General features: G+C 31.8%; 13 protein-coding genes. All 13 read right to left on the minus strand.

The features are described 5' to 3' along the window. Positions 1-11 precede the first annotated feature (11 nt). Positions 12-884 (minus strand): helix-turn-helix domain-containing protein, encoded by an 873-nt coding sequence (locus tag VOI54_RS03225; protein WP_326281279.1) that lies wholly within the window; start codon positions 882-884, stop codon positions 12-14. A 442-nt stretch (positions 885-1,326) separates the two neighbouring features. After that, on the minus strand, positions 1,327-1,965 hold the full coding sequence (locus VOI54_RS03230) for a hypothetical protein (RefSeq protein WP_326281280.1): 639 nt from the start codon (positions 1,963-1,965) through the stop codon (positions 1,327-1,329). 81 nt (positions 1,966-2,046) lie between these two features. After that, positions 2,047-2,583: an integrase core domain-containing protein gene (locus VOI54_RS03235; protein WP_326281281.1), complete on the minus strand. Its 537-nt coding sequence runs from the start codon at positions 2,581-2,583 to the stop codon at positions 2,047-2,049. Between the two features lie 364 nt (positions 2,584-2,947). Then, a complete protein-coding gene (locus VOI54_RS03240; RefSeq protein WP_326281282.1) occupies positions 2,948-3,514 on the minus strand; it encodes a hypothetical protein in 567 nt (188 codons plus the stop codon). 6 nt (positions 3,515-3,520) lie between these two features. Then, positions 3,521-3,724, minus strand: coding sequence for a hypothetical protein (locus tag VOI54_RS03245; protein WP_326281283.1), 204 nt, complete (start codon positions 3,722-3,724; stop codon positions 3,521-3,523). Positions 3,725-3,939: 215 nt separating this feature from the next. Next, the gene (locus tag VOI54_RS03250; RefSeq protein ID WP_326281284.1) at positions 3,940-4,749 is read right to left on the minus strand and encodes a hypothetical protein; all 810 of its coding nucleotides are present in this window, start codon (positions 4,747-4,749) and stop codon (positions 3,940-3,942) included. Between the two features lie 246 nt (positions 4,750-4,995). Further along, positions 4,996-5,577, minus strand: coding sequence for a hypothetical protein (locus VOI54_RS03255; protein ID WP_326281285.1), 582 nt, complete (start codon positions 5,575-5,577; stop codon positions 4,996-4,998). Continuing rightward, positions 5,568-6,974 carry a hypothetical protein gene (locus VOI54_RS03260; protein ID WP_326281286.1) on the minus strand — a complete coding sequence of 469 codons (1,407 nt, stop codon included), beginning with the start codon at positions 6,972-6,974 and terminating at the stop codon, positions 5,568-5,570. Before VOI54_RS03260 ends, VOI54_RS03255 begins: the two co-directional genes overlap by 10 nt. 219 nt (positions 6,975-7,193) lie before the next feature. Beyond that, positions 7,194-8,036 (minus strand): alpha/beta hydrolase family protein, encoded by an 843-nt coding sequence (locus VOI54_RS03265; protein WP_326281287.1) that lies wholly within the window; start codon positions 8,034-8,036, stop codon positions 7,194-7,196. 1 nt (position 8,037) lies between these two features. Further along, positions 8,038-10,794 carry a PD-(D/E)XK nuclease family protein gene (locus VOI54_RS03270; RefSeq protein WP_326281288.1) on the minus strand — a complete coding sequence of 919 codons (2,757 nt, stop codon included), beginning with the start codon at positions 10,792-10,794 and terminating at the stop codon, positions 8,038-8,040. Between the two features lie 71 nt (positions 10,795-10,865). Then, entirely contained in the window at positions 10,866-12,218 is a 1,353-nt protein-coding gene (locus VOI54_RS03275; protein WP_326281289.1) for an OmpA family protein, read from the minus strand. Between the two features lie 146 nt (positions 12,219-12,364). Further along, positions 12,365-13,558, minus strand: coding sequence for a glycine C-acetyltransferase (kbl, locus tag VOI54_RS03280; RefSeq protein ID WP_326281290.1), 1,194 nt, complete (start codon positions 13,556-13,558; stop codon positions 12,365-12,367). A gap of 21 nt (positions 13,559-13,579) precedes the next feature. Next, complete coding sequence (locus tag VOI54_RS03285; RefSeq protein WP_326281291.1) at positions 13,580-16,714, minus strand: UvrD-helicase domain-containing protein; 3,135 nt, start codon at positions 16,712-16,714, stop codon at positions 13,580-13,582. Positions 16,715-16,777: the final 63 nt, after the last annotated feature.

The raw sequence follows: 16,777 nt of genomic DNA on the forward strand, positions 1-16,777 counted from the left end.
TCTATACGCTCTTAACCTGATAAAAAGTCAATAAAATTGCCTTCTACAAAACGGGGCGGGTGGTTTAAATGCAATGTTTTTTGCAATACCTTGTCTTCCCATACTATACGCATACCTGCCTGTATATTTAAGTGGTAGCTGTCTTCCCGCTCGGTATAGGTACAGGCCAGGTAATCTTTAGCGTTAAGGTCTCTATAAAACCTAAAAAACCGCGCCATAATATAAAATATGGTATCGTTACAGTCTCCGGTAACATCATACCTGTAAAATATAGGACGTTCCTGCGTTTTGTAATTGACCAGATCGTCAAACCTAAGGTCTTTATTAGTTATTTGTCTAGTTCTTAACTTGATGTAAACCGCTTCTTTTATTGGCAGTACAATACAATGCCCCGTATAATATCCGGACTTACCTGTGCTTACAAAATTCAGCTCCGGCAGTAACCTAATGGCTTCTTTTAACAGATCGCCATTCACATAATTGTTATCTCTTTTCTGAGACCCTATAAACTTTTCTATATGATTAAAATCCAAATTAAAATCTATGGTTCTTAAATTATTAGACTCTATTTGAATTTGATCTTTAAACCAGTTCAATCTTGGCAGTGCATTGGTTTGCTTTGAGAGTGAATATTTTCTGGTTTTAAAGCTATAATAGGTAGGAATAGGAACCGTAGCATTTAAATTATGTATGAGTTGATAGGGCATTAGTGTGGTGAGTACTATAGCCTCTTCTTTTTCAGATTTAATTAAACTTAGATCTTTTTCCCAGCGCTGTACGGTTCTTAGATTAACATTTATACTAATTGCAAAATCTGACTGGGACAGACCATTGAAATTTCTATAATCTATAAATAGTTCTCCTATGGAATTGTATCTTTTCATTAAAAACGAATAGCTGCTATATAAATATAGGTAAATGATTTATTATGCATCGTATAATTTATACTAAAGCTCTAGTATTTGCCCACTTTTAATAATCATGCCCTTAAATTTATCTTTTTACTGCATTACCGAAAGAAACTACCTTCTATTAGAAAGGATTCTATTATGAATTAACACATAATTAGACTACATAAGTAGGGATGCTTATTCCAAATCCATTGATTGTTTCATACTTAGACATGAGTTGTCGCATTGTTTTTCAAAGTATAGATTTATGTTTGTAACCTTTACTGGTTTATAGAAAAAGAACTAGGATGAGTTTGATTTTGATTGATGGCAACGTACTAAACGTTGCCTTCTTTTTTTGAGTTGGTTATTTAACTTTATAAGACACACTAAGTGAAAATCTCTAAGGCTCTCAGGAGTAAGCAAGAACAAATATTCAATTATTGCTATTACTTGCAAAGGTTTTTAATTCTTTTATTAATATTTTAGAATAACAATATTCTCCTCTTTCTGATATATAATTGCCTTTACTGTCAATAATTAAATATCCTCCACAAGGGTAATGAATAGGATAAAATGTATTTTCAATCAAATTATTTATATCAGGTTGCCAATTAATTTTTTTTCCAAATCCTCTTAATCCGTCATCTGATTTATATATAAATAATTGTTTTAAATTTTCTATTTTATTAATATTTCTATAGAATTCATTATATCTTTTTTTAAAATTGGCTTTATACCCTCTTGAACTGCAATTATCATCTCCAGGATAATAATTTACAAATAAAGCATCACTATCATCAAGTTTTATTTGATTGAATTTATTAAAGGAGGTTTTTATTGAATCAAGTAAACTCAATTTAATTTTACCTTTTATATATCTTGAAACTTTTACATTCAAATAACAAGAATCTAAATCAAATCTCAAGTTATATCCCAGAGGGTGGTCAGATTTTCTGTCAAATTCAGTTTTTGTTATATATTTAAAATCATCATTAACATAAAGTTCTTTTTTTTGACTAAATGAAAACAGACTGTAAAAAGTTATCAGTATTGATATGGTTATTTTTTTCATTTTTCAATTATTTTGCTGTAGCTGTCCCTTAAAAAGAAGTTTTTGAGTTCAATATTATTGTAACCTTGATCTCCTCCCAAATTAAGAACCAGTTAAAAGTAGAGAATCCGAGCTGTTTTTATTCATTTCGATGTATTTATTAGGAAGGATATCACCCAAGGAACTATGAGGCCTAAAGTTGTTATATTCCTCTCTCCATATATCTAGTTTTTCCAAGTAGTTTTGAATAGGTTTTCGATTCTCATCTCTATCTTTTAATAAAAGATCAGTATTTTTAAAATCTATAAAATCGTAAGGAATATCATAAATATGTGTTTGCCAATAATTTTTAATTTTATTCTCTTTATGAATTATACTTGTTGAAAAGAACTGAATTCCAAAAGAATTAAACTGTTCTAATAAGTTTTTCAACTTATCACTTATTAGCATAGATCCATAAGAAAAACCAACACTACTAACTTCTATTAAATCAGTTCGTTTTGATTTGGCATATAAAATAGCATTTGAAAGAATAGGGTTTATTTCTATTTTTTTAAATGAAAATCTGTCTATAAAATTTGAGTTATCCCAAACATGACAATTATGAACTACCTCTTTTACTTGAGGTAGTTTACCCATAATCTTTTCATTTAAACTATTGTGAATTGAAAAATACTTTGTCATGGCAATAATAAATCATTAAAATGTAAATTTGTTTCATGTTTCATGCTTTATAATTAATATTTGGTTTTTAATATTAGCTAACTACTTAATAAACACAATATATTGTGTTAATTCCCCATATATTTAATATAGCCTTAGCGGCAGACTGCCCTAAAACGCCATTATTTATTTTTTCTCGAAGTGCCATTTTATAGTACCAAATATAACAAAAACGTAGTGTTTACTTACACGATGTAGATTAAGATCAATAACTATTGTTTTGAATCATTGGATTAATAAGTTTTAGGTCATAGTGTTGCAGGCTGTATTTTTATTTGTTTTACCATTCAGAAATAGACCTTGAGTATTCTATCTTCCATTGACTATTTTCTTTTTTCAATATATAAAGAGAACTACTCCCTGCTAATCGACTTCGACTAACCCCAAGATTAAAAAGAACTTTTTGATTGTCTTTAGAGAAATAAAAGTCTGAAAACCAAAATAGTAAATCAAAATTTTTAAAATCTTTAGATTTTTTCAATTCAGTTGCGTCAGCGAGCACAACTTTATGACCCTTTTTACTTGATATACCATTTAATGTAATCTTTTTAAAGGTATTGTCATTCATGCTAAATTTATCAAAATATTCTTCTGGAATTTTTTTTAATTCTTTTTCTGAAAAAATATCTGTTGTTGGATACAATGCTACTTTTAGTTTTATTTTAAGTAAAGAGTCTATTGTTTTTTTATCAATAACTGTTGCTGAATCATTTATATGGGCTGGCGGTAATGGAAGAGCTTTTTTATCTATCATAAAAGAGATAACTCCATCAATACTAGACGAATTTGTTTTATTATTACAGCTTATAATTGTTATAATAAAGAATAGTACAATTAAGTTTTTCATGGCAAACTAATTACAAATTTGAGTGTTAACTTCTACAATATCACGTAAGCTACAATATTGAGTGTCTTCAGTTTCTGTAAGCCTTTTAGAAGTATACCCTGCTTCCCTTAAACCATCCCAACCATAAGCCATATAATGACTTAGTGGATATTTATTATTGTCTAGTTCACATATAGCACTTGCTATTGATTTAACATAATTCTCAACCATATATACATGATGAACATCGCCTTTCCAATTATAATTACTATAATTCCAGTTTTATCAAATTTGTTCATTTTTCAAATTGTATATAACGATATTGTATAAGATTTGTACGGCTTAAAATCCGCAGGGTTTTAAACCTAATACAAATATTACTTAGTATTTTGGTTTTACAGTTTTCTTTAAACATAGCATAAATTTAATACCTTGCTGAAAACATTTTAATCTGTTTCTGAATATTGGTCAAGGGGTAAATACGTTTCATCAAATTTATTGACAATTCGTATTTTTCTTCCAGGCACTGATCCGATTATAATTTCAAGGGAATTTTCTATCTGTTTTCTTAAAGGTTCTAAAACCCATTTTAATTCATTAGGACCATTTATGACTTCTTGATGAATAGTTTTTCTTAAGTCCTCCTTTATTTTCGCAGCAAAACCTTCGAGTTCGATAGATTTCCTCCAATGACCAGATCCAAACCAGACCTGTTTGTATTCCATAATTTCACTTATTTTCCAATCGTAATCGAGGTCTTTAAATGATAGAAATTTAGGGTTTATATTTGCTACTGAAATAGTATTTTCCTCTTTGTCAAATTTGATCCTTAATTCCTTAAGGTCGATTCCGTATTTTGCAATAATATTAACTTGTAAAGCACCTATGAAATGAACCTTCTTATTCCCGTGATTGGTGGAATTATTCCAAGTTCTTATGAAATTAGTATCAACTTCAATGAGTCCTAGATCAAGAATATTTTTGATTTCAGAAATATTCAATTTTCTATTTTTTAATTCTTTATTTTCTTCTAATAAAAAATCATTTTGTTTTTTTTCTTCAGATAATTGTTCATTGAGTTTTGAAATTTCTTCTTGTTTGTTTTTTAAGAATAGTTTCCAAAATGAAAATATTAAAATTACTACCCCAAATAATACAAGTCCATATAAAAGGAATTCATTCAAGATTAATAATATGCCTATAATTATTATAGTAATTAGAATAAGGTATACTTTGAGGTTTTTTAATAATTTCATAGTTTTTTAATGTTTGCCAACTATTCAATAAACACAATATATCGTGTTTATCCCAATATATTTATACAGCCTTCTTCAACACCATTATATTTTGTTTTCTCGCAGTGATGTATTATAAATATACATGACATACCAAATATAATAAAGACGAGGTATTTACTTATACAATGTAGGTTAAGATCAATAACTATTGCTTTGAATCATTGGATTAATAAGTTTTAGGACACAGTGTTGCAGGCTGTATTTTTAGGAGATAGAAATTACTTTTTCATGTTTTATTTCCCATTTTCCATCAATCTTATCTAGAAAGTAAAGTAATTCTGCTCCTGACAATCTACTTCCATATTCTAAACCAATGATTACAATAGCTTTATCTTTGGCGGTATTAAAACCAATATTAGACAAAAAAACCAGCCTATAATATTCTTTGAAAATTTGTTTTTTATCTATTTTATTTAAATCAACTATACTCAAAGTGTGCCCTAAATTAGTATTAAACCAATTTCTTTTCATTAACATTCGATTTTTATTGGCAATCAAATTATCTTTTGCACTTTGATAATCTTCATAACCAAAAACATTGAATGATTGTTTGTCATATAGTTCTAAACGATTAGAAACGGCAATGTTAAGTTTAATACCTCTTAACGAATCTTTAATTCTTAGTGGCATACTAGAATTATCCCCAGGTTCTGGTGGTGGCGTAGGTAATGGTTTAACTGCTTTATCAATTACAACATTGTAAACATCTATTACTTCTTGAAATGATTTTTGAGAATTGCAAGATAAATTTAAGAAGATTAGTATTACTAAATATTTTAATCGCATGATATCGTAGTATTTTCAATTACAATTTTTCTGTATTCTTCATATTTTGAATCTAAACTTGGATCTAGAAGGTTACTCAAATCCCAGGTTCTTAATCCATCCCAAGCAAATGCTTTGTAATAATCTAAAGGATACTTAAATCCATCTAGTTTTCTTAAAGCAGAAGCTATAGGGTTTATATACCTTTCGGTCATATATACATGTTGTATATCCCCAATATTAAAATGATCGTTGTAAAAATCATAAAGTTGAAATAATCTAGCCCTATTGTCAGGATCTACTCCACTTTCAAATCTACTTACATAACGATGAATTTCAGCATGTATCGCTTCATGGAGGATAAATTGAGCCATTTGTAAAGGATTTGCATTGTTATCCTCTATCTTGATAATAATTTCTCCTGTAGAATCTAAATTACGTGAGTCTGTGCAAGCATCATCACTCCTTGAACACTCACCAATAATAAGAGTTAAATTGTATTCAGGGTCATCAATAAATTTTCCTATTGTTTCTTTAAATAGATTACTACTACTTTCATTTAATTTGTCAAATATGCATTTAGCTTTTCCTGTAAGTTTAGAATCGTCAACTTTATCTTCTTCATCAACATTTTCATTATTGTTACTATCCACTACAAAGTACTCATTTGACTCATGATTAAGATAAGGAGAATTAGTTGAATAGTTGCTATTAGCTGGTACATAAATATACTCCCAAGTAGTATAATTATATACTCTATGTGTAAATTCCTGAGTCCCATCGGGATATACTTTGTACCAATCTGTATAGTGTACAACTTCAATCCACTGAAAACCTGCACCACCAGAGTCTGAGTCAGATGGATCATGATCCGTTGGTGTTGGCCCTCCTTTTGCAAATATACGGTTATGTAATTTGGGAGTAATCTCCATGCCTTTTTCAAGACCTTTGATTTCTGTAAGCTCCCCCTTTAAATTAAAATGCGTAACGGTTCCAGAAAAATCATATGACGAAAAAGAGGAAATGCTCTCAAGGGATTCTTTGTCCTCTGTAGTAAACTTAATTACTTCAAAGTCCCATTGATTGTTTCTAATTTTGGATATTTCAAGAATGTATTTGAAAAATAGTTTTGTTCCTCCGTTCTCAATAAAATCATTAGCTTTCAGTCTTGTACTAAATTCATATGTTGATTTAGGAGACGTTTCGCTATTATTCAGTCTAAAATCATTCCAATTTATTTGAAGGTTTTTTTTCACGAAAAGGTTGTCAAAATATGCTAGTGAAAATTCATTTTTTATCTTTTGTATTTCAGTTAATTCATCTTTAGTTAGCTCATCTTTTGAGCAGTTAGTAACAGTAATAATAATTCCAAAAGTTAGAATCCCAATTTTGGTCAGTCTTTGGAGTTTGCTTTTCATAATTTAATGTTGTTATTAAAAATATTAAAATTCAGTTTGTTGTTCAGGTATATGGACTACAGTTAAAACATATTGTATTTATTCCCATATATTTATATCAGCCTTACTGGCACCATTGCTAAAACGCTCTTATATTTCGTTTTCTCATAGTGACGTATTATAAATATATTGACACATCAAATATAATAAAAAAGAAGTTTTTACTTACAAATTTGTAAGTTATTTATTTAAAAACTCTATAATACTATGTGTAGTTGTTTTTAAGGCTTCGGACAGTTCATCATTGTCCCAGGGATGCCTGGTATTAAACACATGATCCGCACCCTCAATAAGTTCCAAATGGCCTTTGGGGTTCCATGCATGGAGCTGGTGGGCCTCGTCCACCAATACACTGGTGTCCTTATTCCCATGTATGATCAAATAGGGTATTTTTAACTGCGTTACGGCCCGTTGTATGGTTAATCGTGTTTCATTGGCAATAAAATCTTCATAAAACTGGTAGTAGTGCGGCATCTGCTGCCCGGTTCTTCCGTTTAAAATATATTTAACACCGTTGGCTTTCCACTGTTCCAAATCTCCTGAAGTGGAGGAACGCTTTCCAAAATCACTCACCCCTGCCAGGCTAATCACTTTATGAACCCGATTATCTTCTTCCGCCTTTATAGTAACTATCCCCCCGGCCCTGCTATGCCCTATTAAATTAATACGGCTTGTATCTACCTTGCGTTTTAATTCTGGTGTTTTAAAAACCCAGTCTATAACCGTTTCCAGGTCATCCAGTTCTTTGGTATAGTTATTATGTCCAAAGGCCTCCAGGTCAGGAAAATCTATAGGTTGTTCCACTGTTCCGCCGTTGTGTGAAAAATTAAATTTCGCAAAAAAGAATCCTGCTTTAGCAAAAGCCATGGCCATTAAATCCCAGGCGCCCCAGTCCTTAAATCCTTTGTAACCATGACAAAAAATAACAACAGGCTTGGCGTCTTCATCATCCTGATAAAACATATCTGTAAGTATGGGTTTTTGATGTTTACCCGGGATAATTATATTTTTAGTACTTACCATATTAAACGTCTTTTTCTATAAAATCTATATTGGGATCACAAATTTCTAATATAAGTTTTTTTAATTCTGATTCAAAAGCCAATAACGTATCAGGGGCTATTAATGTGTTTTTAGATCTGCTAAAAGCACTTTCCTTCTTTGAAAATTTTAAAAACCCCGAGCTTAAATTTTTGAATGAAATGATACCTGCTTCAATTGGAAAGTTTAGGCTGTTTGACGCTTGCATCATATACGCATAGGATAAAATTTGAAAACTCTTACTGTATTTTTTATAATCTGTTGTTATAGCCCCCCAATCCACTATTTCAACCTGATTTTGCTGAACATTCCCTGTTTTATAATCTATAATTCTTATAACACCGTTGTATTCATCTACCCGGTCAACTTTACCTCTTAATACAACAGGAAAATCAAGTTCCGGGATATTGACCTGCACTTTATTATCAGCCTCAATAGCTTTAATTTTAATGGTATTCCCTTCTTTTAGGGCTTTAATTTCCAGATCTAAAAAATTAGTAACGTAGCGTTTTGCTATTTCAAAAACAATCAGGTTTTTACCCCTGGTAATATCACCTTTCTTATATTCTTTTTGAAAATGATACGTGACCCTCCCTTCTATGTTGGGCCTTAATTGTTCAATATGGTTTACGGTTAAAAACTCACCGATTAAAGGTTTATAAAAATCTTCTAAGGTATTATGCACCACAGTTCCTAAAGTATTAGCGGCCACGGTTTCCTCAACCTCATTATATTCCCTGATCTTTAATATTTTCTGATAATAAAAATCAATAGGGTTTCTTATATAATTGGTTAATGATGAAGGTGACAAACCATTTTGTGCTACCTCCTTCAGGGCTTTTATTAGCTCCGGGGTCTTGCGGACTATATTGTCCCTGTTTTCAATAACCGGAACCTGTGGTGTAATGATCTGATGGTTTATCTTATGGATACCTTCTAATTCCAACTGTGTTATAAACCTGCTTTTTTCTCCCCCTGTAAGCACATCTGCCTCAGTATTATATACTATAAATACCTGTTTAGCGCGCTGCAATAACCTGTAAAAATGATAGGTATAGACTGCATCTTTTTCTTTATAAGCCGGTAAACTGTTTTCTATTTTAACATCAAAAGGAATAAACGAGTTTTGGCTTTTTCCCGAGGGTAATATGCCTTCATTAACGGATGAAATAATTACGGTTTCAAAATCTAAAACACGTGATTCCAGCATACCCATGATCTGTAAGCCCTGTAAAGGTTCCCCCTGAAAGTCTAAAGTTTCTGAACTTAATAATTCCTTATAAACACTATATAGAGTTGACACATCTTTAATATGTTCATGCCTGGAGTTTAACAGCACCAATTCATTAAACAATTCATTAAATCTGAATAAATATTCTAATGATAAAATATGTTCTGTCTTGTCTTTATCCAGAACCTTTTTAATCTGTGTTATGAGTTTTAAACAGTTATTTAAAGCCTCTTCAACGGATTGATTCCAATTGGAAAAAAGTAACTCTATTATGTCATTTGGCTTATCCACTAAAAGATTTAATTCTTCTATATTTAAATATACCAGGTTATCTCCTTCAATAGCGTTGTTGAGTTTTGACGCATAATCCACATGGTTTATATGGAGCAATGGCCGCACAAATTGATGGGAGATAATCCTAATAACATCTTTGTAATAAAACCTGTTTGTCGCGTTTTTATGTAAATGAAAAAGCGCATCAAACAATGACGCCAGCGGGATAGACTTTAAAGGAAAACCCATAGTAACGTTTAAAGCCTTTATCCCTTCCGGCAATGAATTAAGTACCGGAATTAACAGGTTTTCATCTCCTAAAACCACGGCTGTATTTTGTAGCGTTTGCTTTTCCTTCTGTAATTTGCTTAACAGAGAACCAATATACTTAGCTTGTCCAATATTTTTAGGGACCCCATATATGGCTATATTTTTTGCTTCAGAATAATGTTCTGTGATCCATTTAAAAGGATTTTTTTTAAAAAACTCCCAATTATTTTTATGCTGTCTGGTAAATAACGCGGCATCATGATTTTTGTTTTCCATAAAAACAGCATCTATATCCCAATAGATATTAGCCAGATTGTTTTCCAGTAATTTTTGTATAATAGTTTCTTCAGAAGTATTTAAGGCATTAAATCCTAAAAATACATGCTGTTTATCAGCATTATTTTTAATATAAGAATCTATTTTCTTTGTAGCTTCTCTATAAATTAAACCCTGATATCCAATATGTTTATCTTTAAGGTGCTTTGTAAAATGCTCATAATAATTGTATAGCTTATTCCAAAATGCTAAGTACTTCTTAACAAAATCTGTTTTAGGCTCTTCCAGAGACCAGTGTTTTAAATCCTCAATAGCACTTAAATAATTAAAAATATGTTCTTGTGGTATAAGGTACCTGTCTATTTCATTAAAATCCTGAAGTAATATTTGAGCCCATTTTGAAAAGGATTCAAAAGTATCTTTATCTTTTTCATTTACTATTTGGGAATAGGAGGAATAAAACTCAAATAAAAGCTCTGTATTGGACATACTTTTAAGTTGAGACAATGCTTCAATAAACTCTTCTATACTAATGACAGAAGGGGAAAATATGGTTTCGTTTATCACCGAAGCCAGTTGGTGTTTTAAAAATATACCGGCGCGCTTACTAGGCAATATAAAAGTGATCCGGGAAAAATTGGTGTGATTATTTTTTAAATCTTTTAGTACATCAAAAATAAAAGTTGTCATGTTATAAAAATAAAAAACGCTTCGGGATATCCGAAGCGTTTTTAGTAATCTTATTTTATAGTGCTTATAGCTTAGTTTTTAACTAAGTTAATTTCAACACGTCTGTTATTAGCTCTACCAGCTCTAGTTTTATTAGAATCTATTGGTTTAGCCTCTCCGTATCCAATAGCAGAAAGTCTACCAGAATCAATACCATGCTCAACTAAGTAATCTTTTACTGAGTTAGCTCTGGAATCAGATAACGTTTGGTTTAGTTTTTCACTACCTACGCTATCAGTATGTCCTTCAATAGAGAACTTAGAGTTAGGATATTCTTTTAAGATATCAATGATGTTTTGTAAAACTTCAGAAGACTGTGCTTTGATAGAAGATTTACCTGTATCAAATAAGATGGTTTTAGCATAAGCATTTAATGCTTTCTTAACAGCTTCAGTAACCTCAGGACAACCATTGTTAGCTACAGTACCTTTTACAGTAGGACAAAGATCATCTTTATCTAACACACCATCACCATCAGTATCTGGCCAAGGGCATCCTTGATTTGCAGCAGGTCCTGGTTCGTTAGGACATTTATCATCTTTATCAGCAATACCATCACCATCAGCATCTGGACAACCATTTAAAGCTTTTAATCCTGCAACTGTAGGACATTCATCATCTTTATCTGGAACACCGTCACCGTCAGTATCAGGACATCCGTTAAACTCAGCTAAACCAGCTTCGTTAGGACAATCATCCTTACTGTCTTCAATACCATCACCATCAGTATCAGGGCATCCGTTAAACTCAGCTAAACCGGCAACATCTGGACAAGCATCATCTTTGTCATAGATACCATCTCCATCCGTATCAGTTCCTCCAAATTTGATAGAAAGACCAGCAGTATGTTGGAAGTGAGAAGCTAAATAATCTTCAAAGGCATGTTTGTATGCTGTTTGAATTGTTAAACCAACATTTTCACTAAACCATACATTAAAACCAGCAGTACCATTTAAAGTACCTGCTCCAACTTCATCTACCCAGGTATAACCACCTCCAACACCTACATAAGGATCGAGAGTTTTACCTTCAAGAATATTGTATTTAATTGTACCGTCTACCCCATAGTAAGATAAATCGCTAGTTGCTTCATCTCCAAACTTATCAATTTTGTTTAAAGATCCGCCAACTCCAAATGAGAATCCGTCTCCTACATATTTAGAAACAGAGATCGTTGATAAAGAAGGTAAGATGTTATAATGGTCAGATACATTAAAGAACTTATCAAACCAACCTCCTTGAGGAGCATCTTCTCCAACCGGATAAAAGTCAACTGCGTTTACCCCAATGTTAATTTGCCATGGGTTGTTTTTGTCTTGCGCATTTGCGTTGCTAAATACTAGAACTAGCAACATAGCGCATAATAATCTGCTAAGATTTTTCATATTCAAAAGTTTAATTTTTAAGTGTTAATTGTAAACAAAAGTAAGTTGTTAAATATTATTAACAAAGACAAATATATAAAAATATTGTACATAACACTGACTCCCGCTTATGTTTGCCAAACATTATGGGCTAGTTAAGAATGAGTTTAGATAATATTAAGTTCCTTGCCTATTTTGCTAAATGCAGTAATAGCCTTATCTAAATGAGATTTATTGTGAGCAGCTGAAAGCTGTACGCGTATTCTGGCTTTTTCTTTTGGAACTACAGGAAAAAAGAAGCCTATAACGTAGACCCCTTCTTTTAATAGCATGTTTGCCATGGTTTGAGATAATTTTGCATCATATAGCATGACCGGAACTATGGCAGAATCTCCATCTATAATGTCAAACCCCGCATCTTTCATCCCTTTTTTAAAATAATTGGTATTCCACTCCAGGGTATCTCTTAATTCTGTATTGTTTGCCAGCATATCAAATACTTTAATTGAGGCACCTACTATGGCCGGAGCTAATGAGTTAGAGAACAAATATGGTCTGGAGCGTTGACGTAGCATATCTATAACTTCTTTTTTTCCAGTAGTGTAGCCTCCCATAGCACCACCTAAGGCTTTTCCAAGTGTACCGGTTATGATATCTATACGGTTCAGAACATTTTTTTCTTCAAGTGTGCCCTTACCTGTTTTTCCAATAAAGCCAGCAGCATGACATTCGTCAATCATAACCAAAGCTTCATATTTATCTGCCAAATCACATATCTTATCTAAAGGAGCAACTAGACCATCCATGGAAAACACACCATCTGTAACAATAATTTTAAAACGCGCTCCATTTTTATTAGCCTCTACCAGTTGCTTTTCCAGATCAGCCATATCGTTATTTTGGTATCGATACCTGGCCGCCTTACATAATCTAACGCCATCTATAATAGAAGCGTGATTTAAGGAATCTGAAATAATAGCATCTTCTTTTCCCAATAAAGGTTCAAAAACCCCTCCGTTAGCATCAAAAGCCGCTGCATATAATATAGTATCTTCGGTTTGATAGAAATCTGCTATTTTCTGCTCTAACTCCTTATGGATATCCTGGGTACCACAAATAAAACGCACAGAACTCATTCCAAATCCATGAGTATCCATAGTATCTTTTGCGGCCTGAATAACCTCAGGGTGTGATGATAAACCTAAATAATTATTTGCACAAAAATTCAAAACAGTTTCTCCGGTATTTAATGTAATTTCTGCGCCCTGGGCCGAGGTTATAATACGTTCTTCTTTATAAAGTCCGTTATTTTTTATGTCTTGAAGTTCTTCTTGAAGATGTTTTTTCAGTTTTCCGTACATATTTTTGAATTTTCCGCAAATTTACACATCTTTTATCTTAATATCATCATTTACATAGATAAGAATCTTCTTTTTGACACTTATTTTCATATCCTCTAAAACATCCTGATAAACCTGTAATTGTTGTTGATGCGTTTTATCTTCAGCACCAGTCTTATAATCTATTATAACAGCCTCATGCTTTGCATTAATCACCACCCTGTCCGGCCTTAAAATAATGCCGGTTTTGGTAATTATATCATGTTCAGTATATATGGTATATTTTGAGCTGAAATAATCTTGAAGCTCAGGATGATTAACTATATACAAAATGGTTTCTTTAAGAGGCAAAGCTTGCTGGGCTGTAATTAATGACGCTTCCACAAAATCGTTAATAACATTACCTACATCTTCTACCGTTATGATCTGAGACATGATATTATGGATTAAATTCCCTTTTTCAATGGCTTCTTGTTGATTGGTATCCCATAGATAACCTGATTTTGTAATTACTTTAATGTTATGCGCTTCTTTAGAGGTTGAAATAAATTCATTATGTAATTGAGTTATGTCCGGAGCTTTAGACCTTTTTGATACATTTTCAGGGTTTCCAAAAACATAAGTAGATTCTAAGTTATTCCAAGCACCTAAATCCTGAAGATATGCAAGCAGCAACCCCGAATATTTTTTTTCATTAACTATACCTTTAGGCGAAATATCGTTGGTTGAAATCACATATAATTGTTCGATAGCCCGGGTTAAGGCTACATAGATCAAATTAATATGATCTAATTCCAATTCTGATTGGTGCCGGTTATAAATAGCTTGTCCTTCTTCTCCAAAAAACTCAAAGTCTTTACTATAATTTAAAAGCGTATTTGAAAACCCATTATATTTTTCTCTGTCTATTTTAAACCATTCTTTGGGCTCTAACTCTCTATAAATATCTAAATCAGCATAAGGAAAAATAACCACTGGAAACTCTAAACCTTTAGACTTATGTATGGTCATTATTTGTACGGCATTTTGCCCCTTTGAAGACACAATACTTAAATGCTCTTTTTTCTTTTCAAAATAATCTAAAAAGCCTGAAATATCAGAGCCTTTTTTCTGCGAAAAATCTAAAACCTCATCCAGATAAAACTGCACATATGCATTAGAGCTTGTAACTAAATTAAAGCTTCTTATAATGGTTTCCAGTAAATCATAGAGTGGTAGCTGCAATAACTGCTGGCCTGACACATAAACATTATAAGATTCTAAACTTTGTAATAAGGCTTCGGTTTTTAGGTTTATATGCTTTATAAAAAACTCATGCTTATCTTCTATATTAAAAAGCTCAGTAAGATAATCAAGGACCTTAATTTTTATTTCATTGTTTTCGGGCTGAACTAAAAGCGTCAACAAATTATTAATAAAAACGACTTCGGGTGCATTATTAATCAATAATGTTTCTGAAGATATTATTGGTATATTTTGCTGACTTAAATAGTTTGCTATGGCAACACCTTCCTTTTTCTTTCTTACTAAAACGCAAATATCATTTAGCTGAAACCCCTTGTCTAAACAACTATTCAGTTTTTCAAAAACCTTTTCGGGGAAAATAACATGTCTATCATCTTCCTTTTCAATATTTAAAAATGAGAGCTCTACATACCCTTCTTTATCCTGTGTTGGCTTTTGATAAGCATTTTGATATAGTCTTTGGTAATCTTCCTTTTTAAAAACCCGATGTGCCAAAAACTTAAAAAATCCGTTATTAAAATTCACTATGGCTTTAAAGCTTCTAAAGTTTGACGCTAAACTTTCAACATGTTTTTTAACATGAAATGGGTTCTCATTACTAAACAGCCCCATAAACTGTTCTGCTTTTCCACCTCTCCAGCGATAAATAGCTTGTTTTGCATCTCCAACTAACATAACACTCCCACCCTCTGCTGCAAGTGAATTTCCTAATAGCGGAATCAAATTTTCCCATTGCATAACCGAAGTATCCTGAAACTCATCTATAAAATAATGGTTGAATTTCTCACCCATTCTCTCATAAATAAATGGTGTAGGTTGCGCCTTAATTTCCTTGCTTATAATGGTATTAAATTCTGAGATCAGCATTTTATTCTGATCGCCTTTTATCTGAATAAGCTCATTATTAATAGCATTTAATACAGATATGGGTGTAACATTTTTATAAAACGTTTTTAAAAACTTAAGATGAAATACTTGAGCTTTAATACGCTTGTATAACGTCTCTATATCGGGTAATAAAGCATCAATAGTAGTGGCTAACTCAGGGCTTAATGATTTATTGTAAATACTTTTTCTTTCAGAGATATTCTCCTCTAGTTTATTGTCATAAAGTTTATTTAAGTTTAAGGCTAACACTTTTTTGAAATGATTTGGAAGTGTTCCTCTTGAAAAATCAGAATGTTCTAACCCTGCTTCTTCAATTAATGTAAGCACCTGTTGTGCGTTTTCAATGATAGCTTTTTCTACAGTTAAAACCTCTTGGCGTAGCGTTACTTTAAGAGCCTTAAAATCATCAAGCGTCTTATCTTTAAGTTGTTCAACAAAAGCCATGTCATTTTCCTTAACTAAAAGCTTTGCTATCTTATTAAAATCAAAAGACACATCCCAGCTTTTATCATTATCTGCTTTTTCAATGGCAAAATCCACGAGTACTTTTGTAAGTTCTTTATAAGTACCGGCTTTAGAAATTAAGCTATCAACAGCTTCATTTAACAGAGCGTCCTGGTCTAGTTCTACTTCAAAATTTAAGGGCAGTTTTAAATCATGCGCAAAGGTTCGTATCAATCTATGGGTAAATCCATCAATGGTTGAAATATCAAATGCAGCATAATTATGCACTATACTATTTAATATGGTTTCAGATTTTTTCTGAAGCGCTTCCGGTTCCATTTGTAATTCCTCGCAAATGGCCTCAAACATACTATCGTATTCAGCTGCCACACCTTGTGTTGTAAATTTTTTTAAGGTGTCAATAATACGCTCTTTCATTTCGGCAACAGCTTTATTTGTAAATGTAATAGCCAGAATGCGTTTAAAATGAAATAAGTTATCAGATTGAAATAAAAGCTTTAAATACTCTTTAACCAATGTATAGGTTTTTCCACTGCCAGCAGAAGCATTATATATGGTGAAAGGGTGTTTTTGCGGCATAAAGAATATTTTGGATACAAGATAAAAACTATCAATGGTTTGATAACAATTTATTATTTTTAA

This window comes from Alterotamlana spongicola, assembly GCF_035818475.1.
GTDB lineage: Bacteria > Bacteroidota > Bacteroidia > Flavobacteriales > Flavobacteriaceae > Cognatitamlana.

Excerpts from the sequence above, each read along its gene's own strand:
- VOI54_RS03225 (WP_326281279.1), bottom strand. The coding sequence starts at position 884 with ATGAAAAGATACAATTCCATAGGAGAACTATTTATAGATTATAGAAAT.
- VOI54_RS03230 (WP_326281280.1), bottom strand. The coding sequence starts at position 1,965 with ATGAAAAAAATAACCATATCAATACTGATAACTTTTTACAGTCTGTTT.
- VOI54_RS03235 (WP_326281281.1), bottom strand. The coding sequence starts at position 2,583 with ATGGGTAAACTACCTCAAGTAAAAGAGGTAGTTCATAATTGTCATGTT.
- VOI54_RS03240 (WP_326281282.1), bottom strand. The coding sequence starts at position 3,514 with ATGAAAAACTTAATTGTACTATTCTTTATTATAACAATTATAAGCTGT.
- VOI54_RS03245 (WP_326281283.1), bottom strand. The coding sequence starts at position 3,724 with ATGGTTGAGAATTATGTTAAATCAATAGCAAGTGCTATATGTGAACTA.
- VOI54_RS03250 (WP_326281284.1), bottom strand. The coding sequence starts at position 4,749 with ATGAAATTATTAAAAAACCTCAAAGTATACCTTATTCTAATTACTATA.
- VOI54_RS03255 (WP_326281285.1), bottom strand. The coding sequence starts at position 5,577 with ATGCGATTAAAATATTTAGTAATACTAATCTTCTTAAATTTATCTTGC.
- VOI54_RS03260 (WP_326281286.1), bottom strand. The coding sequence starts at position 6,974 with ATGAAAAGCAAACTCCAAAGACTGACCAAAATTGGGATTCTAACTTTT.
- VOI54_RS03265 (WP_326281287.1), bottom strand. The coding sequence starts at position 8,036 with ATGGTAAGTACTAAAAATATAATTATCCCGGGTAAACATCAAAAACCC.
- VOI54_RS03270 (WP_326281288.1), bottom strand. The coding sequence starts at position 10,794 with ATGACAACTTTTATTTTTGATGTACTAAAAGATTTAAAAAATAATCAC.
- VOI54_RS03275 (WP_326281289.1), bottom strand. The coding sequence starts at position 12,218 with ATGAAAAATCTTAGCAGATTATTATGCGCTATGTTGCTAGTTCTAGTA.
- kbl (WP_326281290.1), bottom strand. The coding sequence starts at position 13,558 with ATGTACGGAAAACTGAAAAAACATCTTCAAGAAGAACTTCAAGACATA.
- VOI54_RS03285 (WP_326281291.1), bottom strand. The coding sequence starts at position 16,714 with ATGCCGCAAAAACACCCTTTCACCATATATAATGCTTCTGCTGGCAGT.